Raw genomic sequence first — 24,565 nt, forward strand, 5'->3', positions numbered from 1 at the left:
CTTCCATTACCAACTGGCCTTCATGGTCACTGAAAATCCAAAATCCTGGTTGTCTTTGCGCTCAAACCGCTCCGGGGCCTTTACCGGCTCGCTGTAGAACAGCTCCAGATTGATGTATCGGCCGCTGGCGCGCACCCCGACGGTGACGCCCGCCAGGGTTTCACCGCCCGACACTCGCCCCACATCTAGGCCTAAATAGGGAGAAACTGAATAGCGCGAAAAGCGTGTTGAAGGGAAATAGGTCTGACTGATTTCATTGCGCCAGTAGCCACCATTTGCGCCACTGACGCCATCCTGCTCAAAGCCCCTTACGGTGTAGCGACTACCCAATGAGAGACTTTCGGCACTGTAGAGTGAGTCCTCTGAGTATTGGGCGCTGAAGCGACTACTCCATTGAGTGTTATTGCCAGGAATCGGAACGGGCGCCCGGTACGAAACGTTGACATTCAGTTTTTCGAACGACTCGGTATAAAAGCTGCTGACTTCACCGGACAGGTTGTTATCCAACCCTTTCACGTAAGAAGCCGCCAGCAACAAAGTCGAACCCTGTTGAAAGTACCGCTCATGGTTAAGCGTCAGCTCGGCTGCCCGGTATCTGACACTGCTGGTTTCCAGGCGCACGTCTTCGAGGTAGTTATTGTTTTCCTGCTGCTTTAGCAGGAGTTCTGCTGAGGTTTTACTGCTCTGGCTTCTGTGCAGCGTTCGCTCGAGAGTGAAGCGGTGTGCCTGACTGTCACCGGAGGAGCGGAAAGTGCGCGAGGATCCCTCCACCAGGGTCAGATAATCAAACTGATTGCCACCGATAGAGACCAACCAGTGTCCGTAGGGTATGGAGGTGTGATAGCCATAGCTTTCACTGGACTGTTCTGCGCGGTCGCCCTCGATATTGCGCTGATAGTTCAGGTTAAGGTAATCGCCATAGCCGGTCAGGTTGTTCAGGCTGACGTTAACGAGACCCTGACGACGACCGGTAGACTCCTGCCCACTGTTATTGACACCAACGTCGACGTTGGCCCACTGATCCTGATCGACTTTGAGCACGACCACCGTGCCGCCCACCTGGTCTCCGGGGGCGAACTCCACGGTCGCGCGAACACCGGCCAGACGGTTGATTTGATCAAGCGCCTGCTCAATGGCTCGCAGGTTCAGGATATCGCCCTCTGCGGAAGGTAGCAGGGTTGTCGCTATACGCTGTGGGGCGCCCTGAACGTCAAGCGCCTCGATACGCCCCTCAACGACCTGCACTACAAACAGGCCGCCGGAGAGATCCTGGGGAGGCAGATAGGCTCGGCTGGTGACATAGCCCGCTTCCAGGTAGGCCTGGGTGATGGTGCGCACCAGATGATTGATGTCGGTTCGGGTCAGGCATCGGTCCTGGTAAGGAGACGCCCATTGATCCTGTTGTTCTTGGTCGAATCGAGTGACCCCTTTGAGCTGGACGACCTCGACAGAGAAGCACTCCTCGCCAGCGGAGTCACGCTCCATTTCAGGCGATTCGTGTAATTCGAACGGAATAAACGTGTGTTCTCGTTGCTGGGCGCGACGCTCCTGTCGCAGTGCGTCCTGACGCTGGCGTTCCAGCTCCTGCAAACGATTGGAGGTATCTGCGGCTCCCTCCTGGGCAGCTAATTCGCCACCGACACCGCATAGTAACGCGATGATGAATGCCGACGCGAGTACGCGTCCCCACGGCATAGAACTGTCCCTGACCACCTTTGACCGACTCCCCGCCCTGTTTGATTATTGGTGCTTCCTACGGTTTACCTGAATCAATCAGACCCCTTAATGTCCAATCGATTATATGTCGCACGTATCATCAGGATCTTACCTGTTCCTGAGGGTGGGGGAGAAATAACAACGAGCTATAACGCTTAAAATGTGAACTCAACCGTTTTTACTGTGTGACAGGAGTCGCATTATTGAGCTATTAACGCTGGCAATCGGTGCAATACACCGTCGTCCGGTTGTTCATCCGGATTTCTTTCAGCGCCTTACCACACTGCCTGCAGGGCTCGGCGCCTCGGCCATACACAAGCAACTGCTGTTTGAAATAGCCCGGCTGCCCATCACCACCGACGAAGTCTCTGAGCGTGGTGCCGCCCTGATCAATGGATCGCTGCAATACAAACCGGATCTGCTCGACCAGCCCTTCGCTCTGCTGACGGGTCAGTGTTGACGCCTTGCGGATCGGCTTGATGCCCGCCATATACAGCGCTTCATTGGCGTAGATGTTTCCCACCCCCACGACGGTTTTACTGTCCATCAGAAACTGCTTGATGGGAACCCGGCGCTTGCGGCTGCGCTGGAATAAGTACTCAGGCGTAAAATCCTCTCCCAGCGGTTCCGGCCCGAGGCTTGCCAGCAGGCTGTGCTCGTAGGGATCCGATGCTACCCAGAGCAGGCAACCAAAGCGGCGCGGGTCACAGTAGCGCAGCACACGGTTGCCAAAGGCGATATCGAAGTGATCGTGAAAGCGCGGCGGCTCATCGGGTTTTACGATGCGCAGACTGCCGGACATGCCCAGGTGAATCAGCGCCGTGCCACTGTCGAACCCCAGCAGCAGGTACTTCCCCCGACGGCCGACCTCGCGCAGTCGCTTGCCCTGTATTGCCGCCGCGAGCGGTTCGGATACCGGCCAGCGCAGCTTGGGCTGACGGATGGCGACCTCGGTAACGGTTCGGCCTTCGATGTGGGGAGCGATGCCCCGGCGGGTGGTTTCGACTTCGGGTAGTTCGGGCATAGTGTCCTGGGTACTGCTTTTTTGAGGGGAGCTTACTATAGCACGCTCGGCGGTAGCGTTAATCGACGGTGGTTTTATGCCACGACATGCGTGACCTGCGGTTGGGTAACGGCGGATGCGGCTGCGCCTTATCCGCCCTACGCGGCCCACCGGTGTGGGGCGCCGCATGGGCGCCTTACTCGGTGGGGGGCTGGCTGAAGATGCAGGTGAAGGTGCTGCCCACGCCCACTTCGCTGCTGATCTGCAGCTCGCCGTCGTGGCGCAGCAGGACGTGTTTGACGATGGCCAGGCCCAGGCCGGTGCCACCGGTGCCGCTGTTGCGACTCTGTTCCACACGGTAGAAGCGTTGGGTCAGGTGCGGAATGTGCTTGCTGTCGAAACCCGGGCCGTTGTCCTGCACGGAGAAAAAGATCTGCCGGTGCGCCTGCCACAAGCGCATGGCAATCTTGCCACCGGCCGGAGTGTATTTCACGGCATTGGTAACCAGGTTGGAGAAGGCACTGTGCAGTTCTTTTTCGTTGCCCATAAGCTGCAAGTCGGGCGACTCGCATTTCAGTGAAATTTCATGCCCCCGTTCGCCACTGAGTGCCGTGGCCTCGGAGCGAATCGCTTGCAGTAACGGTTCCAACTTCACCGGCTTGTGGTTGTAACCCGACTCCGTGGTTTCCAGTTTGGACAAGGTAATCAAGTCGTTGATCAACAGCGACATGCGCTTTGATTGCTGCTGCATCTGATCCAGCGCCCGCCGCCATGGCGGCGTCAGATCGGTACCGCTGTCCGACAGGGTTTCCAGGTAGCCACTGATGACGGTCAGCGGGGTGCGCAGCTCGTGGCTGACGTTGGCCACAAAGTCCTGACGCATCTGTTCCAGCTTATGCAGTTGAGTCACATCACGCACCACGATCAGTCGTTCGTTGCGGCCAAAGCGGGTGATCTGAAACTGCAGACGCTTGGAGGTGAAACGCGGCGAGGGAATTTCCAGCGGCTCGCTGTAGCTGCCCTCTTCGAAGTAATTCACAAACTTGGGGTGGCGAATGAAGTTGATGACCGATTTGCCCTGATCACTGCTGTGAAACCCGAGCAGTCTTTGGGCAGAGGGATTCCACCAGTCCAGACAGCCGCGCCAGTCGAGCACAATCACGCCATCGCGCAGCGCCGCGCTGGTTTCCTGAACACGGTTGATGACCGCCTGCAGGCTGTTTTTCTCCTGCACCTGACGGCGTTGCAGGTGATAAATATTGTCGAACAGGTCGCCCCAGATGCCGCTCGATTCCGGTGGCGACTCATCGTTGTTGCGCAGCAACCATTTATTCAGCCGGCGGATCTGCCACACCATCCAGGAGACGTACAGCAGACTGCCCGCCAGTAGTGCCCACACCACATGGTCGAACCAAAAGCCGACCAGGGCGCACAGGGAAAGGATTATCAGCAGGCGCCGAACTTCGACGCTGTAACCACGCAGCAAAATAACCGGCCTCTTCAGGGAGCCAATGCACAGGCCCCGCGATTCAACGGATGTTCAGGAATCAACCTGCCTGGGTCGAAAACCGGTAGCCGGTGCCGCGTACGGTCTGCACCAGATTCTCGTGGTCGTCTATGGCCAGAGCCTTGCGCAGGCGCCGGATGTGGACATCCACCGTGCGCTCCTCCACATAGACATTGCCACCCCAGACATGATCGAGCAACTGGCTGCGAGTATAAGCTCTTTCCTGGTGCGTCAGGAAGAACTCCAGTAAACGATACTCGGTCGGGCCAATATCTACCGGCCGGTTGTTGATGGTGACCCGGTGGCTGGCGGGGTCCAGGCACAGCCCCTGAACCCGGATGGGATTACCGTTGACCTGAGGGTCGGCCCGGCGCAATACCGCCTTGAGGCGCGCCACCAGCTCCCGGGGAGAGAAAGGCTTGGTGATGTAGTCGTCGGCGCCGACCTCCAGCCCCTGGATCTTGTTATCTTCCTCACCCTTGGCGGTGAGCATGATGATCGGAACTTCCGCGGTCACTTCCTCGCGCTTGAGCCGGCGGGCCAGCTCAATGCCACTGGTGCCGGGCATCATCCAGTCCAGCAGCACCAGGTCGGGCCGCTCGTCGACGATCAGCTCCAGCGCCTCCTGGGCATTGCTGGCTTCAAGACACTCGTAATCCGCCATCTCCAGGGCCACCCGGAGCATGTCGCGAATTGCGGCTTCGTCGTCAACTATGAGAATCCTGCGCCCTGCCATAATACCTGCCTGTCATCAGTGAACGATCGGGACGGCGGCATGACGCCGGCGCCCCGAGGTTGGAAATCAACCTTCGCGCCAGCGTATTTAATAAACTCAGTGTTACACAATTATGACAAAGCGGAAATGAATAAGGTTATTGTGACACCATGAAGTCAATCACGATGCCCGCAAAAATGACAAAGCCCACCCAATTGTTGTTCAGAAAGGCTCGAAAACAGGGGTCCCGTTCCCGAAAGCGGATCAGGTACTGGTGGTAGCCAAAGAGCCCGGCCGCCGCGACCAGCCCCAGATAATAGGGAACACCCAGCTCAAAGCGTCCGCCCACCATCACCAGCGCGTACAGGGTCAACCCCTGCAGCACCGCCACCATGGCCCGGTCCAGGTCGCCAAACAGCACGGCCGTGGACTTGATGCCCACCTTGAGGTCATCGTCCCGATCCACCATGGCATAGAGGGTGTCGTACACCACCGTCCAGAGCAGCACGGCGGTGTACAGCAGCCATACATCCGTGCCCAGACTGCCCCGCTGGGCGGCAAACGCCATGGGAATCGCCCAGGCAAACGCCGCCCCGAGCACCACCTGGGGCAAGTGGGTGTAGCGCTTCATGAAGGGGTAGCAAAAGGCCAGGGCGACCCCGCCCAGGGAGAGCTTCACGGTGAACGCGTCGGTGAACAGCACCAGGACAAAGGCCAGCAGACAGAGCCCCACAAATAGACTGAGCGCTTCCCGTTCCGAGACTTCGCCGGTGGCCATGGGACGGGCTTTGGTCCGTTTAACATGACCATCGAAATGCCGATCGGCATAGTCATTGATCACGCAACCGGCCGAGCGCATGACAAACACCCCCAGCACGAAGATGACCAGCAGATCCCAGTCCGGCACGCCGCCGGCCGCCAGCCAGAGTGCCCAGAGGGTAGGCCAGAGCAACAGAAAACTGCCGATGGGACGGTTCAACCGGGTCAGGCGCAGATAGGCGGACAGCCTCCCGCGCCAATCGATTCGGGACGAACTCGAGCCGCCACGACGGCGGGGGCTTTGAGCTGACGGTCGTTTCATAGACTCACACGCTCCACAAAGGCGGGCAAAAACACTTCACTGACCAGCAGCGGACGCCCCTCCAGGCGAAAGACGGACCGCCTCCCCCAGAGGGTCTCACCCCGCTGCAATGACGGCGGCACGTAGCGCTGGCCGGGCTTCAACCGGCTGATTTCCATCGGCTCGCGCTCCAGGTCCGGCTGACGGAACAGAAAGCCCCCCAGGGGCCGGGTGTTCAATTGACGCAACTGGCGCAACCGCCCCTTGAGACTGCTCAGGGGCAGCAGGCTGCGGGCAAATACCCAGGATTCGCCTTTGCCCATCAGGATGACTTCCCGCACCAACACCCAGCGACCGGGGCCGACCCCCAGACAGCGGCGCTCGGACACATCCGGCCGGGCCAACCCCTGGCGCAACACGCGGACCCGGAACTCCCCCTGACTGAACACCATCAGCTTGGCCGTCAGAGAGCCCTGATCCAACAGCCAGGGCCTGAGAGCCACCGGCCAGTCGCCCTGTCGACCCTGGCGGGCCGGATGCCAGCGCGGCGCCTGCAGGCCCGGCGCAAATCCTCCGGCCGCCGGGCGAGTGGCCGGTAATACTGGAATGTCCTGTGTCAAAAATGCCTCCCACTGGCATGGCGTTCGCCGTGGCTAGCCGGCGCTGCATAAGCTCACATCGGCGGCTATTCTAACAGCTTCCCTCAGCGCTGCAGACGGCGGGCGACTTTACCCGGCCGGCCGGGATTGCTTTAATGGCCGATCCTTTATACCGATAAGAGTCCGCTATGACCCTGACCAAACGCATTCTGCTCGCCATGATTCTCGGTGTCGGCACGGGGGTGCTGATTCACCTGATCGCACCCTCCGAGGATCATTTTCTGCGCGCCTGGCTGGCCCGGGGTCTGTTCGATGGCATCGGCCAGGTGTTTATCGCCTCCCTGACCCTGTTGGTGGTTCCGCTGGTATTCGTCTCTCTGGTGTGCGGTAGCGCCGCGCTGGGAGGGCACAGCCGCATGGGCGCCATGGCGATCAAGACCATTGGCCTCTACCTGGCCACCACAGCGGTGGCCATTACCCTCGCCCTGGGCATTGGGCAACTGGTGAAACCGGGGGAAGGCATTGATATGCCCGGTGAAGTGGAAGAGTTTCAAGTCGCCGACAAGCCGTCCTTGAAAGATACCCTGGTGGGTATCTTTCCCAGCAACCCGGTGGAGGCCATGGCCGAGGGCAATATGCTGCAGGTGATCGTCTTTGCCCTGCTGCTCGGCATCGCCATCTCCCGCAGTGAGCACAAAGCCTCCCACTACATGCAGGAATTTTTCGGGCACCTGAACACGGTGGTCCTGAAACTGGTGATGATTCTGATGCACCTGGCGCCCTACGGTGTCTTCTGTCTGCTCGCCAAACTGTTTGCCGACCTGGGCTGGAGCGCCATCGCCGACCTGGCCCTGTACTTCTTTACCCTGCTGTTTGTGCTGCTCCTGCAGGGACTGGGGGTTTACAGCCTGTTGCTCAAACTGCTCACGGGGCTGAGTCCGGCGATTTTTCTGCGCAAGATGCGCTCGGTGATGGTGTTCGGTTTCAGTACCGCCTCCAGCAACGCGACCATACCCGTGACCCTGCGCACCGTGGAACAGGACCTCGGGGTGGACAACCGGGTGGCGTCTTTCTCCGTGCCGCTGGGGGCCACCATCAATATGGATGGCACCGCCATCATGCAGGGCGTTGCGACAGCGTTTATCGCCCAGGTGTACGGTATCGATATTGGCCTGATGGGTTATCTGATGGTGGTGCTGACCGCGACCCTGGCGTCGATCGGGACCGCCGGGGTGCCCGGCGTCGGGATGATCACCCTGGCGATGGTATTACAGCAGGCTGGCCTGCCGGTGGAGGGCGTCGCGCTGATCATCGGGGTGGACCGGCTGCTGGATATGGTGCGTACCGCGGTCAATGTGACCGGTGATGCGATGGTGTCGACGGTGGTGGCGAACAGCGAAAAGCTGCTCGACCGGAAGCAGTTCGAGCGCCCGATCTCCAACGAGGAGTGACGCTCACGACTCAATCAGGAGGCAAACCACGTCCGAATGGAATCGGGCAGGGGCCGGGATTTGCCATCGGCGCCGACCCAGACCACCTTGGAGTGGGCTTCGGCGCAGGGCTGTTCGAGGTTGTCGGTGGTATAGAGCCTGTAATAGGCCACAAAACTGGAGCGGCCCGGCTCCGCCGCGTAGCAGTCGATACGCAGGATCGCCGGGTAGACCACCGGGCGCAGAAAGGTACAGCCGACGGTCACCACCACCGGGTAGCTGTCCGCCGCCAGCGTGATCCCGGCCCGGGACAACCACTGGAAACGGGCCTCTTCGCAATAGCGCAGATACAGCGTGTTGTTGACGTGCCCGAAGGCATCCATATCCCCCCAACGCAGGGGAATATCACAGGAAAAGTTGGGTTTTTCGGGTAACTTGTCGGCTTTCATCCGGCGTATCTCCGTCCCTGAATCACGCTTCAATGCGCGCCTTGAACGACACGCTGATTTCCCCCAGCTCACCGAACTGGACCCGCACCGGCTCTTCCATCGGCGCCTCGAGCACCCCGGCATAGGAGCCGGTAATAACGATCTCACCGGCTTTCATGCCCTTCCCCCGGCTGCGCAGGAACTCCACCAACCAATACAGCGGCGCCCGAGGCCGGGTGTTGGGGTGGCGCCCCTGGTGGTGCTCGGGCCCCGCGCTGCGGGTGTGCAGTGTGATGGGCAGCTCGCTCGCTTCCAGCGCCAACTCCGGGTCCACTTCCGGGCCGATGAACAGTCCCTGATTCAGCAGGCCGTCAGCGAGCATCTCGGGAAACGCCGCCTCGGCCGGATCGGCGTAGCGGCTGTGAATTAACTCGAGGACCAGGTGAGTGTGGGCAATGGCCTGATCCACTTCGCTATCGCTGTAGGGGTAATCTCTGGGCGGCAGGTCCCGGCCCAGCACAAAAGCCAACTCCGGCTCAATCCGCGCAAAGCCCTCCGGCGCCCACACGGAAACCGGCACGCCCCGGTGAATGTCCTCCGCGTGAATCGGTGCCACCACCAGGCGGCCCGGCGGTGGCTCGAGGCATTTCCAGCCACCGATCTCAGCTCCCAGATCCCGGGTGACCTCGGCCTGAATGGCGAGGGCAGACTCAAGATCCTCGGGGCGACAGTCCCTGGGCAGGCGTTCCGCCTGAACACCACTGCGACGTCGTTCTGCCAGAATACGGGCCGCCTTGGCGATCCCTGACGGGTTCAACATAGCGTCTTCTCTCGACTGAAGGAGCCACCTTGGTGATTGGCCCCGCGCTAACGATGGTGGCGACGGCGGTTAGCGGGGGCTGAGCTGTAAAGCAATGTGGTCCAGATCGTCCAGGGACTCCATCACGTTAATGACTGTGGCCTGGGCCTTGTCCGGATCGAGGTGCAGATCGGCGAACACCGAGGCCGGGATTTCCAGCTTCGGCCCCAGACCCACACCCTGCTGAAGCAATAATCGCTCGGCGACATAAATCAGTTTGGCGTACTGGTGGTGCTCGCCCTGATAGCGGGGATTGTTCTGGTGGCGCAAGGCAACGACCACTTCGTCCGGCATGGACCAGAGCGACATCAGGGTGCTGGCGAGCTGCTCGCGGGTCACGCCCAACAGGTGCCGCTCGATCGGCTGGTGTGTACTGTGGGGATTGGCTTCGGTCATCCGGCAGTACTGGCTGAAGTAGGGAGGAAACAGCTCTGCCAGAATCAGGAAGCCGAAGTTGTGCAGCAGGCCGGACAGATAAGCCATGCCAAAGGTGGGCCGCTGCTCTCGGGGAATGGCGGTTACCAGGCCTTCAATGGTGGCTGCCATGTACACCGACTTCTGCCAGTACCCCAGATACCCCTCCGGACCGTCTTTGGGCATGCTCAGGCTTCGTCCCAGGGCGAGCCCCAGTGCCAGGTTGAGCACCATATCAAAGCCCAGCACCCGGACGATGGCATCGTGGATGGATTTGATTTTGCCGGGGGCGGAGTAGTAGGGCGACGCCGCCCAGCTCACCACCTGAGCGGCCAGACTCGGGTCGGTTTCCACCACCTGGGCCAGGTCGCTGATGTCGGCGTTGGGGTCCACCCGCAGGTTGATGATCCGCTGCGCCGTTTCGGACAGCGGCGGCAGCTCCAGGGTTTCCTCCAGGCGCTGCCGGATGCGAAGTTGCGTAAAGTTGCGCACCGCACCGAGAATCTGTTCCTCGTCCCGCTCCGCACTGATATCCACTTCCAGTGGGTCCAGGGGCGTGGCGATATCACAGATGATGGCGTCTTCAAGAACCTGCTGAAAATCATCCCGGTTGATGTGCAACAACTGGGTATCGTCACCGGAGTCGAGCAGCAGGCTTTCCCGGCGCAGCAACTGTTTGTCCACCAGCGTTGGAAGACCGGCCAGTTTGGGCAGCGCGGGCACCGACTGCAGGCTGTAGGTATCACAGAACTGACGCACCGCATCCTGGTTGGTCGCCCGAAGCTCCCGATCCATCTGCCGATTGACGGCGTTCAGATCGAGCAGCGTGTCGGCGGAAATCACTGCGAGGATGCGACCTTTTTCATCTTCCAGAAGAACCGCTTTGGCGGCCCCGACATTGCGCAGATGCTGGTCGTGCCACAGCGGTTGGTTGTTGGCATCCACCGGGGCGGTGGCCAGGTCATAGTGAATATTTTGGCTGTTCAGCAACGATTCGACGCTGGTGGGTAGCGGCACGTTTGACTCCTTTTTGTTCAACAGACGCCCGTTCTTGATCTGGCTCGGCCAGTGTCGCCGAAAATTACGACTCCAATGTGACGTTCAGTGTGTAAGAAGCCGGGCGCTTGATCAAGCGTTTTATGCACAGGTTCTGTTTATTGAAGCCCGCCAGACGCGGGCTGTATCTGTTATTCAGTTTAGTCGATGTCCACCGCGCCGATGTCGACTGGTGCACAGTTTGGCATCTCACACCTGAAAATATCGTCGGTTATCCCCCAGCCAGCGTTCCATGATGGCATTGCACAGCGCCGGGTGCCGACCGAGCAGTTGTTGGGCGCCCGCCTGGACCCGGGGCAACAGATCGGCATCGCGCTGCAGATCCGCAATCCGGAACTGCATCTCCCCGGTCTGCCGGGTGCCCAGCACCTCACCGGGGCCGCGCAATTCCAGATCCCGCTCGGCAATCACAAAACCATCGCTGGAATCGCGCATCACCGCCAGGCGCTCCCGGCTCTGGCGCGAGAGCGGCGAGCCGTACAATAAAACGCAGTGACTGGCCTCGGAGCCTCGCCCCACCCGACCGCGCAACTGATGCAACTGGGCCAGGCCGAGTCGTTCGGGATTTTCGATGATCATCAAACTGGCGTTGGGCACATCCACACCCACCTCGATCACCGTGGTGGCCACCAGCAGATCCAGCTCCGCCGCCTTGAACGCCGCCATCACCGCCTCTTTTTCCTTGGCCTTGAGCCGACCGTGCACCAGCCCTACCCGCAGGTGCGGCAGGGCAGCCGCCAGGTTCTCCGCGGTGGCTTCCGCCGCCTGGGCGGCCAAAGTTTCGGATTCCTCAATCAGCGTACAGACCCAATAAGCCTGACGGCCCTGCTCACAGGCACGGCTGACCCGTTCGATCACTTCCGGACGACGCTGCTCGCTGATCACCACCGTGGTCACCGGCGTGCGGCCCGGGGGCAGCTCATCAATCACCGAGGTATCCAGATCGGCGTAGGCGCTCATCGCCAGTGTCCGGGGGATGGGTGTGGCGGTCATGATCAACTGATGGGGACGCAGCCCGGTGCGACTGCCTTTCTGGCGCAACTCGAGGCGCTGGTGCACCCCGAAGCGATGCTGCTCGTCGATAATCACCAGCCCGAGATTGGCAAATTCGACCTCCTCCTGAAACAACGCATGGGTGCCCACCACCACCCTGGCTTCGCCGCTGGCCAGGCGGGACAACTGCTCCCGACGCCGGGCGGCGGTCAGCCGGCCGGTCAGCCAGCCGAGCTCTATTCCCAAAGGCTCAAGCCAGGCGCCAAAGTTATTGCGGTGCTGCTCGGCCAGGATTTCCGTCGGCGCCATGATCGCCGCCTGATAGCCACTGGCCACGGCGGTCAGCGCCGCCAGGGCCGCCACCAGGGTTTTGCCCGAACCGACGTCCCCCTGAACCAGGCGCAACATGGGGATGGATTTGACCAGATCTTCGGCAATCTCCCGGCTGACCCGCTGCTGCGCGCCCGTGAGCTGAAAGGGCAGCTGGCTGAGAAACTGTTTGTGCAACGCCGGATCCGGGGCCAGCGAGGGCGCGCCCTCCGCCTGGGTCTGCTGACGCAGTACCAACAGGCTCAGGTGGTGAGCCAGCAGCTCTTCAAACGCCAGTCGCTGCTGGTAGGGATGGGTGCCGTCCATCAGCCGCGCCACATCCGCCCGCCGGGGCGGTGCGTGCAGGTAGCGCAGGGCATCGGCCAGGGGCACCTGATCCAGCTCCCGACGCAGATCCTCGGGCAGGAGCTCGGTCAGCGGGTGTCGATCGAGAAAGGTCAGGGCCTGGCTGGCCAGAGCGCGGATGCGCTGCTGGGTGAGTCCCTCGGTGGCGGGATAGACCGGAGTCAGCCGGTCATCCAGGGCCACGGCCTCGGCGCCGTCGAGAAATTCATACTCCGGATGATAGAACTCCAGGCCCGAGGCACCCCGACGGCTCTCGCCAAAGCAGCGCAGACGGGTACCCGGAGTCAGGCGCTGCTTCTGGGCGCCGGAGAAGTGATAAAACCGCAAGGTGGTGGTGCCCGAGCCGTCCTGCAGTCGGCAGACCAGGCTGCGGCGGCGTCCGTAGACCACATCCACCGCCCGAATCTCACCCTCAATCACGGCATTGACGTTGGGCTGCAGGGCCCCGATGGGGGTCACCCGGGTGCGGTCCAGGTAGCGCAGCGGCAAATGAAACAGCAGATCCTGAAGGGTGTTGATCCCCAGCTTGCCAAGCTTTTCCGCCAACTTGCCACCGACGCCTTTCAGGGCGGTGACGGATACTTGATCCAGGTTGGCCGGGTCCTTGGTCACGCAGCGCTCCGGTTATTTGGCGTCGGCGAGCCGGCACATATTGATGGCTTTGCGCAGCGCCTCAATGGCTTTGTAGCGGGGAAAACTGGCCCGCCAGGCCAGGGCCACGGTGCGACTCGGTGCCGGCTGGGTGAAGGGACGCGTCACCAACATGTTGTTGGAGTAGTTGGCCGTGACCGCCGCGGACATCGGCAGAATGGTGATCCCCAACCCGGAGGCCACCATATGGCGCAGGGTTTCCAGAGAGCTGCCCTCGGCGGCGGTGCGGATGCGGCTGTGGGGGTCGTCCATGGACGACTGCAGGTTCGGGCAGGTGGCCAGCACCTGATCCCGGAAGCAGTGTCCCTCGCCGAGCAGCAGGACATTTTCGGCGTCCAGCTCGTCGGGGTGGATCGCCTCCTTTTCGGCCAGCGGATGATCGTGGGGCATCAACACGACAAAGGGCTCGTCGAACAGCGGCTGGGTCACCACGTCCGCCTCGGTAAAGGGCAGGGCCACGATGATCACGTCCAGCTCGCCTTTGCGCAATTTCTGGCGCAGTGTCGCGGTGTACCCTTCTTCCACGTACAGCGGCATTTTGCTGGCAATCTTCTGCAGTTCAGGGATAAAGTGCGGCAACAGGTAGGGGCCAATAGTAAAAATGGCCCCCACATGCAGGGGGCTGCTCAGTTGGTCCTTGCCGGCGTTGGCGATATCCTTGATGGCGGCGGTCTGCTCCAGCACCAGATTGGCCTGGGCGACGATCTTCTCCCCCAGAGGTGTGGCCTGGACCCGGGACTTGGACCGCTCAAACAGGGCAACCCCCAGCTCTTCCTCCAGTTTCTTGACCGCGATGCTGAGGGTCGGCTGACTGACAAAACAGCGCTCGGCCGCGCGACCGAAATGCTGTTCCTGAGCGAGGGTTACGATATAGCGCAGTTCTGTTAAGGTCATGCTGATCCCGTAGTAGCTCTGACGCCCGGCGGAACCGCCCGGCACTCCGATAATCTGACCACAAGTTTGCCCTGTTATGATCGAAGACGCAAAGGTAAATAGCCAGAAACTATTGATCGTCGGTTGCGGCGATCTCGGCCGTCGCCTGGCGGAGCGCATGGCGCCCCTGGGGTACCGGGTCACCGGTCTGCGCCGCCAGCCTCCCGCCGACACCGGGAGCCTGCATTACCAGGCGGTGGATACCGCCGATGCGGCCGCCTTTGAGCGGGTTCTGGCCGAGGACTTTGACGTGATTGTGGTGACCATGACCCCTTCGGAGCGCGGCGATGAAGGCTACCGCCGGGCCTATGTGCAGACCTGCGAGCACCTGATGGCCGGGCTGAACGCCACCGGAGCCTCACCGCGTCTGATTCTGTACGTGTCCAGCACCGGTGTCTATGGCCAGAGCGACGGTGAGTGGGTGGATGAGCAAAGCCCAACCCAGCCAAGCCGCGCCAGCGGCGAGCGTCTGCTGGAAGCGGAACAGATTATTGCCCGGAGTGGTTTCGAGCACTGCATTGTGCGCTTCAGTGGCATTTACGGCCCCGGCCGGGACCGCATGCAGACGCTGGTGCGCCAGGGCCGGGCCACCCTGAGCGGCCGCTACACCAACCGCATCCACGCCGATGATTGCGCCGGGGTGATGGCGCACCTGATTGAACGCCATCGCCAGGGATGCCCCATAGAATCACTGTATCTGGCGAGCGACGACGAGCCCGCCCCCATGGCGGAGGTGGTCAACTGGCTGGCCATGCAGATGAAAGTGGATCAGGCGCGCTTTGCTCCGGATGACGGCGGCCTCGGCAAGCGCTGCGACAATCGTAGGCTCAGAGCCAGCGGATACGAATTCCGGTATCCGAGTTACCGCAACGGGTACGAGATGTTGCTCAGTGAGTACCGGTAGGATTACAGGAAAAACAGTCCGGTTACCGTGCCGTACATGACAAACGCCGCCAGAGGAATGTATCCGGCGAGCGTCGCGAGCTCCACTCCCTGTGGCAGCGCAGGTCGCCACAGGTTGATCAGCAGGTACGCCGGAAAATAGTAGCGCGGGTCCACCATCGGGTGGGCCACCACCGCCAGGGGCGCAATGAGCAACAACCAGTAGCAGCGCCGATCCGGGTAGGGCATGACCACCAGCGTCAGCGCCATCCAGGCCATGGGCACAAACAGCAGCCCACGCAGCCACAGATACTCCTCCAGCAGATGCAGCCAGCCGTTGTGCACAAAGAAGGTGTAGTGCGTGCGGTTATAACCGTGCTCGTTCGCGTAAAAGCTCATATAAAACGCGAACGCCGCCAGCAGCCCCCCCGACACCCAGGGGCGCCGCAACAGGCGGACAATGCGGGGCAACTGCTGAAGACACAGGGGCAGAAACAGCAACCAGGCACAGAACAGAAAGCCGCAGAGGTTACTGAGGTTGAAGCGCATCATTGGGTGGCTGCCACTGTCCCCGATCGCCACACCACCGTTGATCAGCACAAAACCGATGAACGCGGCAAACAGCGCCAGAAAAACCGCCCCCCGCAGCAGCGCATCCCGAAGCACCGCACGCCAGGCGAAAGGACGACTCAGCGTCAGGTGTTCCGTGGACATATACAGGTAGGCCAGCCCCAGCCAGATGATGGCATCCTGGCGGATCAGCACCGCGCCGAAACCAAACAGGCCTGCCAGCCAGGGCCTGCGTTCAAGCACCGCCAGAAAACTGAGCGCAATAAGCAGCAGTGCCTACAGGTCGGTGTAGACCAGAAAGTAATAGGGAAATATCAGCGGTGCGAACAATAGTTGCGCGGTGCGGGCCGAGGCGGTGGCGGGCCGATAACGGCGCACCATGCGGTAAAACACCGGCAATAGGCACAGCGCCACCAGCAGGTTGACCAGGCGCAGCAGATAATCGTGGTAATAACCGATCAGGTTCATCACCGAGGCGATGATCTGGTGATAGAAGGTGGGCGTGGTGATGGTGTCAAAGGGCTCGTTGCCCCCGACGTAGTAGTGCCAGATCTGATGCGCGTGGAAGCCCTCGTCCGAGGCCGGCCCACCCAGTACGCAGGAGGCCGCGTAGCCAAAAACCGCTCCGGCCCAGACAAGCAGCCAGAGCGCACCGCGGTTCGCCCCGGCGTCTGCCGTCACTGGGCGTGCTCCACAGCCTCCGGAGTGCCCTGGAGCACCTCGAGGAAGTCGGCGCCAAAGCGCTCCAGCTTGCTGTCCCCCACACCGCTGACATCGAGCAGCTCACCCGGGGTCTGGGGACGTCGCTCCAACATATCCCGCAAGGTCACATCGTGAAAAATGACGTAGGGAGGCACCCCGTGCTCTTCCGCCAGCCGGCGCCGGCAGGCCCGCAGGGCTTCCCACAAAGGACGATCCGCCTCGGTAATATCGGCATCGGGGCGACGGGCGGTGCGGGTGCTGGTCGGCTTGCGGGTACGGATATCCCGGCGCAGGTGCACCCGCTGCTCGCCGCGCAGGATCGGCCGGCAACTCTCAGTCAGCTGCAGCCCGCCAAAGCCTTCAGGGTCCACATCCAGATAACCGGCCGCGACCAGTTGGCGCAACACGGCCCGCCACTCATCGGCGCTCATGTCCTGGCCAATCCCGTAGGTGGACAACTTGTCGTGCCCCTGGGTCAACACTTTCTCATTGCTGCTGCCCCGCAGCACATCGACGATATGGGTGGCGCCGAAGCGTTGGCCGGTGCGGTACACGCAGGACAGCGCCTTCTGCACCGCCTCGGTGGCGTCCCAGGTCTGGGGCGGGGTCAGGCAGGTGTCGCAATTGCCGCAGGGCTCATCCAGTGCATCGCCAAAATAGCGCAGCAGAATCTGCCGTCGGCAACTGGTGACTTCACACAGGCCCAGCATGGCGCTCAGGCGCTGCTGCTCCTGACGTTTGAACTGGTCATTGCCCTCGGACGCGCCCATCATCTGACGCAGCTTGACCACATCCTCCAACCCGTACAGCAGCAGGGCCGTGGCGGGCTGGCCATCGCGGCCGGCCCGGCCGGTTTCCTGATAGTAGGCTTCGATACTTTTGGGCAGATCCAGGTGGGCGACAAAGCGCACATCGGGCTTATCAATGCCCATGCCGAAGGCGATGGTGGCCACCATGATGATGCCGTCCTCGCGCAGGAATCGGCTCTGGTGGGTTTCCCGCAGATTACCCGGCAAGCCCGCGTGGTACGGCAGGGCGTTAAACCCTTCTTTCTGCAACCACTCGGCGGTCTGTTCCACTTTTTTGCGGGACAGACAGTAGACGATGCCCGCCTGCTGGGGGTACTCGTCTTTGAGAAAACCCAGCAATTGGCGGCGCGGATTGTCTTTCTGCTGAATCCGGTACTGAATGTTGGGTCGATCAAAGCCGACAATGAATTGCCGGGCCTCACTCAGCTGCAACCGCTCAATGATCTCCTCCCGGGTGCGCATATCCGCGGTGGCGGTCAGGGCGATGCGCGGTACCTGGGGGAATTCGTTGTGCAGCAGATCCAGACGCAGGTAGTCGGCCCGAAAATCGTGCCCCCACTGGGCCACGCAGTGGGCCTCATCAATCGCAAACAGGGCGATGTTGGCCTGGTGCAGAAGATCAAGGGTGCGCGGCTGGATGAGTCGTTCCGGGGCGATGTAGAGCAGGTCGAGTTCGCCGCTGAGCAGGGCCCGCTCGGTGTCCACTACATCGGGCCAGGCGAGGGTGGAGTTCAGAAAACCGGCGCGCACGCCCAGCTCCCGCAGAGCGGTCACCTGGTCTTGCATCAGGGCGATCAGGGGGGAGATGACGATACCGGTGCCGGGCCGGGCGAGGGCGGGGATCTGATAACAGAGGGATTTGCCACCGCCGGTGGGCATGAGCACGAGGGCGTCCTGGCCTTCGATAACGGCGTTGACGATGCGCTCCTGTTGGCCGCGAAAGTCGTGATAGCCGAAGACGTGCTGAAGAATGTCCTGAGGGTTCTGCATGGCGGGCAGTATACGGGGCGATCCCCAACAACGCCAGATGTGCGGGGTACTTCGAACGGAGCAGCTCGCAAGTAGGTTGGATTAGCGACAGCGTAATCCAACAGAATAGCATTGCACTTAATGGGCTCGCACTCCGATTGAAATGCTGCGGGAGGGTATACCTGTCCAAGACACGGACTCAGCGCATCTCCACACGAAGCCTATCGGTTTGCATCACGTTCGGGCCAAGAAGGGGAAGCCCTTTCAAGACACGCCGTAAACCCATCCCTGGGGGCTCGACGCGCGGAGTCCCTCCGCTTACGGTCTTGAAAGGGCTTCCCCTCCTTGGCCCTAAGTGCCATATCTACCTTTCGCATGCTCATACAATTGCTTTGGGAAGGTGCTAGTTCCCGGAACGTTACGTTGGCAGCGCGGAGGCTGGGTAACCCCTTGTGAGACCGTCGCCTGCCTGGACGGCAGGCGACCGAGCCCCCATGGATGGGTTCACGGCGTGTCTCACAAGGGGTTACCCAGGCGGAGCACTACGATTCAGCGCTCACCCTCCAACACTAACCGAAACGAAACGGTGCTATTCACAAACAGCTCCACTGACATCGGGAACTTGCGCGGAGCCGCTGCCGCCCTTGTTCACCTGGAAGCCGAACTCCACGGACTGGCCCGGTTGCAGGGTGCCGTTCCAGCCCAGATCGGTGGCGGTATAAGGGTTGCTGCCAGAAACCTGTGCGTTCCAACTGTTGGTGACCGACGAGCCATCCGAATACTCCCAGTTCACCGACCAGCCATTGATCGCCTGGGCTCCCGTGTTGCTGATCAGAATAGCCGCAGTGTAGCCCGTGCTCCACTCATTGCTGATCTGATACTCACACTGGGCCAGGCCACCATTATCGGAACTTGAACTCGAGCTGGAAGACTCACTGCTCTCGGATTCGCTGCTGCTCTGACTGCTCTGCGAACTGGAGCTGGATGAAGAGCTGCTGTCGTCACCGACAATGCCATAGGGGTCCGGCTGGGACTCGCAGGTGCTCGGCGCGATGCAGCTCTGGTTATCCTCCCAGCCCCAACCGCTCTGGGTCTGCTCGCACAGCGGGTATAGCGTGCCGTACCAGTTGCACTGTTGCCCTGCGGGTTCGGAAGACGAGGAGCTGGACGACGAACTGCTGGAGGTGCTACTGGAACTCGACTCGCTGCTCGACGAACTGGAGGATGAACTGCTGGACGACGAGCTCGAGGAAGAACTGGATGAATTGCCCCCTTCGGCGTAATCATCGTGGAAGGCGAGCACCCAGGCCAGCGCACTGTTCCAGTTGATGGTGATCTCGTTGGTGGACCAGGCGTCGATATCATCCAGGTAACACGTCGCCGGAGCCGATTCGCAGCCGCTCAGGGCATTGCGGGAAACGTCGTCTTCCAGTCCGTAATTCGGGCCGCCGGCCAATGCACCGGGCGGTAGCCACGGATAGCTGCCATCAAGAGCGCCGGCCCAGAACCGGTGGTGCGGTTCGGTCAAGGCATCTTCGCCGTGCCCGGAGACAAACGAGAACGACAGGGTATTGCGACCGAAGAGGTAATCAATCCCCGAACCCACACCGTGAGCATACTGATCGTCTCCGGTGAAGTCGTAGGCCAGCCCCAACAGGAACAGCTTGTTGGCGATCACATTGTTCGACCCCCAATAGTATTCCTCATCAGTATTGGGCACCCGATAGCCGGTGTTGGCGATGGTGATCAGATGCGTGTCAGCCACCGACTGGATGTACTGTCGCGCATCGCTGCGCAGACTGGCGGTGTGCTCGGCCGGCACCGTGGCAAGCGACATGACCCCGGGCAGTTCCGTATCGGGCCAGCCCCAGTCGATACGCTCCAGTTCATAGTTCTGCAGCGTGGGCAGGTAACGGCTGTCGCCCGTGGTGATGTACAGTTCCGCCGCCGCCCAGTAGAACTCATCGGCGGGTTCGTCGTCGCCGTAGGCACCACCACCGTTGTCGTAACCGCTGGTGTAGACATCCCCCGGATTCGCCTCGGCGGCGTCCCAGGCGCGCTCGGCGGCGGTCAGGCAACGATCGGAGAATTCACTGTCGATGTCGGCCCAAATACGGGCACATTGCGCCGCCGTTGCCGCCAGGTTCAGGGTGGCGGTCACACTCGGTGGTACCAGGGCCCGGGCACTGCTGTCTTCGTGCGGTGCCAAAGGCAGACCGGTCCAACCAACATCATGCATTTTGTGGTGCGCCATACCGGCTTTGGCTTCACCCTGGGGCACCTGCATGGACAGCAGGAACTCCATTTGCCAACGCACCTCGTCGAGCAGATCGGGGGTACCGTTACCGCTCTCGGGAATGTTCATCGTGCCGTCGGCAAAGCGATCCAGGTTGCCGCCCAGGTGCAGAGCGCGCTCATACATATTGAGCAGCTTCCAGGCAGAGATGCCGCCATTGACCACATACTTGCCGTGATCGCCCGCGTCATACCAGCCCTTGGTCACATCGAGGGAATAGTTACAGGTACCTTCCCAACAGGGCACATCGTAATCGCCCTGATTCACGCCCTGGTTCAGATGGCCGGCCGGACGGGACCAGCGGGCATCGGCCGCGTAGCTGGTGTTGCCACCGCCGGTGTACTGGGTTTCGATCTCGATGCCGCTGCGGTTGTGGTAAAAATATTTCAGCGAGTCGTATAAAGGGCCGGTAAAGTTATCGGCCGAAATGGAGAACGGGTAGCTCTCATCACCGTCGATCATCAGCACATAGCCGTCGCCTTCCACCGTGACATCGGAAAAGCCCAGATGGTGTACGTGATCACCGGACGCCGGGTCCTGGCCGACCGGCACGGTTGTGCCTTCGGCGACCAATGAGCCGTTCTGATACAGACGCCAGGCTTTGCCTACCGTGCTGTCACTGACATAGGTCGCGACTTTTTCGCCGTTGGGCAGATAACCCACCTGGTTGACCCGGGGGTTACCGACGTCGGCGAATGCCTGGGAAGCCGTTGCCAAAAGTACCGCGCTGGCCAGGGTGTTACGAGCCACGGTGAACCGTGACGATTGCCGATTTGAAGCTGTTACCTTCATGGTTATTATCTCCGATTATTGTTGGCGGTTCAGTTCCATTGCAGTAACGACTCGGGGGCGACGCGCTGATGTAACTCACGCACCTCCCTGCCCTCGAGGTCCATCGTGCGCACAGACAAAGTACGCGCATCGAGTGTCTCGGCGAATAAAAAACCGATGCGACGCCCGTCCGGGGAAAACACCGGCGCACCATGTCGGCCTTCGCCCTGAGTGAGCTGACGGGCATTGCCCGACCGGTCACTGAGAAAAATCTGCATGCTGCCTTCGTACACCTGTTCGCGCTGCGCCTCGTCGTAATGGAAATCAAAATCCACCAGCGCGGCATAGAGCAGAGCTTCACCGTCCGCCGACCATTGCACCGGGTTCTGTACGTGATGCTCCGGGTTGGATAGACGCCGACGCTGCCCGGTCTTCAGGTCATACAGATATAACCGGCGGGCACGATCCGGGCTGTTGACGATGTAGGCCACGGCGGAGCCATCGGGGGACCAGCTCACCCCGGTAATGACCGAGCCGCGCTCTTCTGGCTGCAGGTCCGGCAGCTCGGGATCACGCTTCCCCGGGGCCGCGACAAACTCCAGGCGCGATCGACCGGGATCAAACACCACCACCGCAAGAGCACGTCCGTCGGGAGCCCAGGCGTAGTCGAGAATGTCCCGGGCCTGAGTAACCGGAGTCGCGCCGCGCGCATTGAGCTCGACTACTTCCAGTGCGGCGTTCCCGGGCCGGGCGTGAATGTAGGCCACCGCCTCCCCGGTCGGGCTGAAGCGGGGCGTTACCGCACTATCGTCAGTGTCACTGATGAGCTCGGGCTCGGCATTGCCGGGGTCGAGCAGGAAGATCTGCAAGCGTTCGCGATCTTTGTCCAGATGAATCTGATCGCGACCGTGACGGTTGGACATAAACACCAGCGTTCCCTGCGACGACCAGTGCGGTTGTAAATCCCGCCAGCGCTCGCTGACCAGCACCGGTTCGCTTTTCCCGGTCGGGGACACCCGCTGCAACTGGGTCACCGGGCCCATCTTTTTCTGTACAAACGTCAGTTGGCCGGCCACTGTGGCCGACGCGTGGGATGTGGTCTGACAGCCCGTCAGGCCAGTCAGCACCAGAATCAGTGCAGCGAGTGCGCACTGAAACCAAGGGGAATATTGAAACCGTAAACTTTCAGTACTCATGCAATAACGCTCAATCAAAGCCTGGCTGATTGTTGGCTGGCAAACAGAAGCGAGACGCCTCTATTGCGATTCGTACATCGGGAAGCACACCACCGCCCGAAGGCAGTGGTGTGCGACCGGCGGCGAAAGGGGGGGGAACACCGCCGGTCAATTTCACCTGTTTCCGCGCAACATCAATCCAGCGGCGGATAGGCGTTCTGCAGGTACAGCTCGAAGGCCTCCGGGAACCAACGACCGGCATGCGGTGCATTGGGCAATGCTCCGGTGGGAACCCCGGCGTCTTCGTTGTTTTCATTGGGGTTACACATGCCATCGTGCTGCTTGGCCGGATCGTTCGGATCTGGCTCGAAATCCGGATCGGAGATACCGTCGGATTCACCCTGCGGTTTCACCCAGACATAGGCGTCGATGCCCGGAGCCGGGTTGGCCTGGGGACGCTCGCCCACACCACCGGGCTGGTTACACCAGTTCCCGCGATGGTGACGACGGTCGATGCGCGACTCATCCACATAGGTATCCAGATCCGTGCTGGACGACACGCCCGTGGGACGATCCGGTCCACCCCAACCGTTACGGCCGGTGTCGATCAACATACCGATGTCACTCGGGAAGCCCTGTTGGATCATCGACTGACGCCAGTCCTGCGCGAATTCGATTTCCCCGAAGTAGGGGTTCCATTCATAGAAGGAACTGGAGCGAACCGGCTGACCACCCACCTGCAGGCTGGGGTCGGGCAGATACGGCTCTTCCAGCGGCGTGTAGTTGGCCGAGTTGGTGACAAAGCCCGCGATGCTGTCCACACCTTTGTCAGTGCCTTTGATGGTATTACCGATAAGCTGAACGGCCTCGCTGAAGTTGTCGCTCCAGCCCAGCCAACCGCTGTGGGCAATATCAACATAGGAATACACATTGGGCAGGGTGCTCAACTCATTGAGCGCATGCTGAATGCCATCCTGGTAACCACCGGGTCCGGCCGCTTCCTGACAGTCGGGTTCATCCAGGTTGGTGACCAGATTGGGCAGGGAGTCGACTTCCACAATGGCGACGATGTGCAGGTCGCTGTATTGCGGCTGACCCAGGAGTTGCACGATTGGGGCAATATAGTCCTGCTGATAGATTTCGAAACCGTTCTCCGAAATCCGCAGCTCGCCGTTGGACGCCAGCGCGGCACAATCACGATTGGGCAGGTTGTACACCACAAACATGAAGGTGTCCGCACCCTGATTGACCGCTTCATCCAGGTGGCCTTTCAGGCCGATACCGTCGGTGATCGCACCAATGCGATCCATCCACACGGCGGTATTTTCAAAGGCAATGGCCTCGCCACCGGGTTCCGCCAGCGCTTTTGCAGACCAGACCGGATCGACGTACAGGGTGGTGCCGTCAAATGGGTTGTCGACACGCGTGTAATTGCCATCGGAAGATGAGCTGCTGGAGGACGAACTGCTCTCGCTGGAGCTGCTGTCACTGCTTGAAGATTCAGAGCTGGAGGAGTCCGAACTGGACGACTCGCTGCTCGATGAGGAGGAGCTCGACGATGAAGAAGAGCTGCTGCTCCCGTCGCCTTCAATCACCCCATAGGGGTCCGGTTGCGCCTCACAGGTGCTGCGGGCGATACAGCTTTCATTGTTTTCCCAGCCCCAACCACTGTCGGTGGTTTCGCACAGGGAGTAAGTCGTGCCGTACCAGTTGCACTGCTGCCCCACGCCGCCCGGGTCACTGCTTGAGGACGCGCTGCTGTCACTCGACGAGGACTCGGAGCTCGAGCTGGAAGACGAACTACCGTCCTCACAGAGCGCGCCCTCCAACGTCGGCTGTTCCGCCGCGCCCCCGTTTTTGTCCACCTGAAAACCGAAGCTGACACTCTGCCCCGGCTGGAGCGTGCCATTCCAGCCCATATCACTGGCGGTATAGGGATTGCTTCCAGAGAACTGGGCGTTCCAGCCGTTGGTCATGCGGTTGGCGTCAAACGTCCAACTCACATCCCATCCGCTGACGGCGCTGGCACCGTCATTGGTCAGGGTGACCTCGGCGGTGTAGCCGTTATCCCATTCGTTATTGACCGAGTAGGCGCATTCGGCTGACGCGCCGTGACTGGCGGCGGCAATAGCCAACCCCAGCAACGCCAGACCACTGCCTTTTTTTACTGTCGTTATCATTGTATTGGATCTCCTTAAAACGTACTTGGAAAGTTAAGTACTGCGTCGCAGATGCCACCACCTCCCGGTGAGTCCGCCGACGACCTTTCGCCGACGGTAGTCGTTTCCCTGACAGGCCAGGAAGCGCGGGCGATCGCACCGACCCGCGCAATTCAAGCTCAGGCGACGCCCT

General features: G+C 61.0%; 17 protein-coding genes and 1 pseudogene. 2 read left to right on the forward strand and 16 right to left on the reverse strand.

Annotated elements, in window-relative coordinates:
- Nucleotides 1-6 precede the first annotated feature (6 nt).
- The 6 genes from N645_RS0111195 to N645_RS0111220 all read right to left on the reverse strand — a co-directional run bounded on the left by N645_RS0111195 (nt 7) and on the right by N645_RS0111220 (nt 6,621).
- Entirely contained in the window at nt 7-1,695 is a 1,689-nt protein-coding gene (locus tag N645_RS0111195) for a ShlB/FhaC/HecB family hemolysin secretion/activation protein (protein ID WP_081666038.1), read from the reverse strand.
- A gap of 232 nt (nt 1,696-1,927) precedes the next feature.
- Nucleotides 1,928-2,740 (reverse strand): bifunctional DNA-formamidopyrimidine glycosylase/DNA-(apurinic or apyrimidinic site) lyase, encoded by an 813-nt coding sequence (gene mutM, locus N645_RS0111200; RefSeq protein WP_024461603.1) that lies wholly within the window; start codon nt 2,738-2,740, stop codon nt 1,928-1,930.
- A 175-nt stretch (nt 2,741-2,915) separates the two neighbouring features.
- On the reverse strand, nt 2,916-4,205 hold the full coding sequence (gene phoR / locus N645_RS0111205; protein WP_024461604.1) for a phosphate regulon sensor histidine kinase PhoR: 1,290 nt from the start codon (nt 4,203-4,205) through the stop codon (nt 2,916-2,918).
- 61 nt (nt 4,206-4,266) lie between these two features.
- Nucleotides 4,267-4,962 (reverse strand): phosphate regulon transcriptional regulator PhoB, encoded by a 696-nt coding sequence (phoB, locus tag N645_RS0111210; RefSeq protein WP_024461605.1) that lies wholly within the window; start codon nt 4,960-4,962, stop codon nt 4,267-4,269.
- Between the two features lie 136 nt (nt 4,963-5,098).
- Nucleotides 5,099-6,022 carry a 4-hydroxybenzoate octaprenyltransferase gene (gene ubiA, locus N645_RS0111215; RefSeq protein ID WP_024461606.1) on the reverse strand — a complete coding sequence of 308 codons (924 nt, stop codon included), beginning with the start codon at nt 6,020-6,022 and terminating at the stop codon, nt 5,099-5,101.
- Nucleotides 6,019-6,621 (reverse strand): chorismate lyase, encoded by a 603-nt coding sequence (locus N645_RS0111220; RefSeq protein ID WP_024461607.1) that lies wholly within the window; start codon nt 6,619-6,621, stop codon nt 6,019-6,021. The genes ubiA and N645_RS0111220 overlap by 4 nt, the downstream gene beginning before the upstream one ends.
- 167 nt (nt 6,622-6,788) lie before the next feature.
- Here N645_RS0111220 and N645_RS0111225 point away from each other — a divergent pair, with 167 nt between their 5' ends.
- The gene (locus N645_RS0111225) at nt 6,789-8,051 is read left to right on the forward strand and encodes a dicarboxylate/amino acid:cation symporter (RefSeq protein ID WP_024461608.1); all 1,263 of its coding nucleotides are present in this window, start codon (nt 6,789-6,791) and stop codon (nt 8,049-8,051) included.
- 14 nt (nt 8,052-8,065) lie between these two features.
- On the opposite strand, the gene N645_RS0111230 is transcribed toward N645_RS0111225, so the two are convergent.
- From N645_RS0111230 to N645_RS0111250, 5 genes are all read right to left on the reverse strand, one after another.
- A complete protein-coding gene (locus N645_RS0111230; RefSeq protein ID WP_024461609.1) occupies nt 8,066-8,479 on the reverse strand; it encodes a thioesterase family protein in 414 nt (137 codons plus the stop codon).
- A gap of 22 nt (nt 8,480-8,501) precedes the next feature.
- Nucleotides 8,502-9,278, reverse strand: coding sequence for a fumarylacetoacetate hydrolase family protein (locus N645_RS0111235; protein WP_024461610.1), 777 nt, complete (start codon nt 9,276-9,278; stop codon nt 8,502-8,504).
- 69 nt (nt 9,279-9,347) lie between these two features.
- Nucleotides 9,348-10,748: an HDOD domain-containing protein gene (locus N645_RS0111240; RefSeq protein ID WP_024461611.1), complete on the reverse strand. Its 1,401-nt coding sequence runs from the start codon at nt 10,746-10,748 to the stop codon at nt 9,348-9,350.
- Nucleotides 10,749-10,976: 228 nt separating this feature from the next.
- The gene (recG, locus tag N645_RS0111245) at nt 10,977-13,067 is read right to left on the reverse strand and encodes an ATP-dependent DNA helicase RecG (RefSeq protein ID WP_024461612.1); all 2,091 of its coding nucleotides are present in this window, start codon (nt 13,065-13,067) and stop codon (nt 10,977-10,979) included.
- Nucleotides 13,068-13,079: 12 nt separating this feature from the next.
- A complete protein-coding gene (locus N645_RS0111250; protein ID WP_024461613.1) occupies nt 13,080-14,000 on the reverse strand; it encodes a hydrogen peroxide-inducible genes activator in 921 nt (306 codons plus the stop codon).
- Nucleotides 14,001-14,076: 76 nt separating this feature from the next.
- Here N645_RS0111250 and N645_RS0111255 point away from each other — a divergent pair, with 76 nt between their 5' ends.
- Nucleotides 14,077-14,943, forward strand: a complete 867-nt coding sequence (locus tag N645_RS0111255; RefSeq protein ID WP_024461614.1) for an SDR family oxidoreductase — start codon at nt 14,077-14,079, stop codon at nt 14,941-14,943.
- Nucleotides 14,944-14,945: 2 nt separating this feature from the next.
- On the opposite strand, the pseudogene N645_RS18540 reads toward N645_RS0111255, so the two are convergent.
- The 5 genes and pseudogenes from N645_RS18540 to N645_RS17780 all read right to left on the reverse strand — a co-directional run bounded on the left by N645_RS18540 (nt 14,946) and on the right by N645_RS17780 (nt 24,393).
- Nucleotides 14,946-16,172: pseudogene (locus N645_RS18540) on the reverse strand (hypothetical protein).
- Nucleotides 16,169-17,992, reverse strand: a complete 1,824-nt coding sequence (recQ, locus tag N645_RS0111270; protein WP_024461617.1) for a DNA helicase RecQ — start codon at nt 17,990-17,992, stop codon at nt 16,169-16,171. Before recQ ends, N645_RS18540 begins: the two are co-directional and overlap by 4 nt.
- Nucleotides 17,993-18,560: 568 nt before the next feature.
- Entirely contained in the window at nt 18,561-21,059 is a 2,499-nt protein-coding gene (locus tag N645_RS0111275; RefSeq protein WP_051174433.1) for a glycoside hydrolase family 9 protein, read from the reverse strand.
- Nucleotides 21,060-21,088: 29 nt separating this feature from the next.
- The gene (locus N645_RS0111280) at nt 21,089-22,234 is read right to left on the reverse strand and encodes a PD40 domain-containing protein (protein ID WP_024461619.1); all 1,146 of its coding nucleotides are present in this window, start codon (nt 22,232-22,234) and stop codon (nt 21,089-21,091) included.
- 173 nt (nt 22,235-22,407) lie between these two features.
- A complete protein-coding gene (locus N645_RS17780; protein ID WP_024461620.1) occupies nt 22,408-24,393 on the reverse strand; it encodes a glycoside hydrolase family 6 protein in 1,986 nt (661 codons plus the stop codon).
- Between the last annotated feature and the right edge of the window lie 172 nt (nt 24,394-24,565).

The sequence above is a fragment of the Marinimicrobium sp. LS-A18 genome, assembly GCF_000463525.1.
GTDB classification, from domain to species: Bacteria; Pseudomonadota; Gammaproteobacteria; order Pseudomonadales; family Cellvibrionaceae; genus Marinimicrobium; species Marinimicrobium koreense.

What these genes read in the sequence shown, in the direction of transcription:
- N645_RS0111195 (WP_081666038.1), bottom strand. Translation starts at nt 1,695, where the DNA reads ATGCCGTGGGGACGCGTACTCGCGTCGGCATTCATCATCGCGTTACTA.
- mutM (WP_024461603.1), bottom strand. Translation starts at nt 2,740, where the DNA reads ATGCCCGAACTACCCGAAGTCGAAACCACCCGCCGGGGCATCGCTCCC.
- phoB (WP_024461605.1), bottom strand. Translation starts at nt 4,962, where the DNA reads ATGGCAGGGCGCAGGATTCTCATAGTTGACGACGAAGCCGCAATTCGC.
- ubiA (WP_024461606.1), bottom strand. Translation starts at nt 6,022, where the DNA reads ATGAAACGACCGTCAGCTCAAAGCCCCCGCCGTCGTGGCGGCTCGAGT.
- N645_RS0111225 (WP_024461608.1), top strand. Translation starts at nt 6,789, where the DNA reads ATGACCCTGACCAAACGCATTCTGCTCGCCATGATTCTCGGTGTCGGC.
- N645_RS0111230 (WP_024461609.1), bottom strand. Translation starts at nt 8,479, where the DNA reads ATGAAAGCCGACAAGTTACCCGAAAAACCCAACTTTTCCTGTGATATT.
- N645_RS0111235 (WP_024461610.1), bottom strand. Translation starts at nt 9,278, where the DNA reads ATGTTGAACCCGTCAGGGATCGCCAAGGCGGCCCGTATTCTGGCAGAA.
- N645_RS0111250 (WP_024461613.1), bottom strand. Translation starts at nt 14,000, where the DNA reads ATGACCTTAACAGAACTGCGCTATATCGTAACCCTCGCTCAGGAACAG.
- N645_RS0111255 (WP_024461614.1), top strand. Translation starts at nt 14,077, where the DNA reads ATGATCGAAGACGCAAAGGTAAATAGCCAGAAACTATTGATCGTCGGT.
- recQ (WP_024461617.1), bottom strand. Translation starts at nt 17,992, where the DNA reads ATGCAGAACCCTCAGGACATTCTTCAGCACGTCTTCGGCTATCACGAC.
- N645_RS0111275 (WP_051174433.1), bottom strand. Translation starts at nt 21,059, where the DNA reads ATGAAGGTAACAGCTTCAAATCGGCAATCGTCACGGTTCACCGTGGCT.
- N645_RS0111280 (WP_024461619.1), bottom strand. Translation starts at nt 22,234, where the DNA reads ATGAGTACTGAAAGTTTACGGTTTCAATATTCCCCTTGGTTTCAGTGC.
- N645_RS17780 (WP_024461620.1), bottom strand. Translation starts at nt 24,393, where the DNA reads ATGATAACGACAGTAAAAAAAGGCAGTGGTCTGGCGTTGCTGGGGTTG.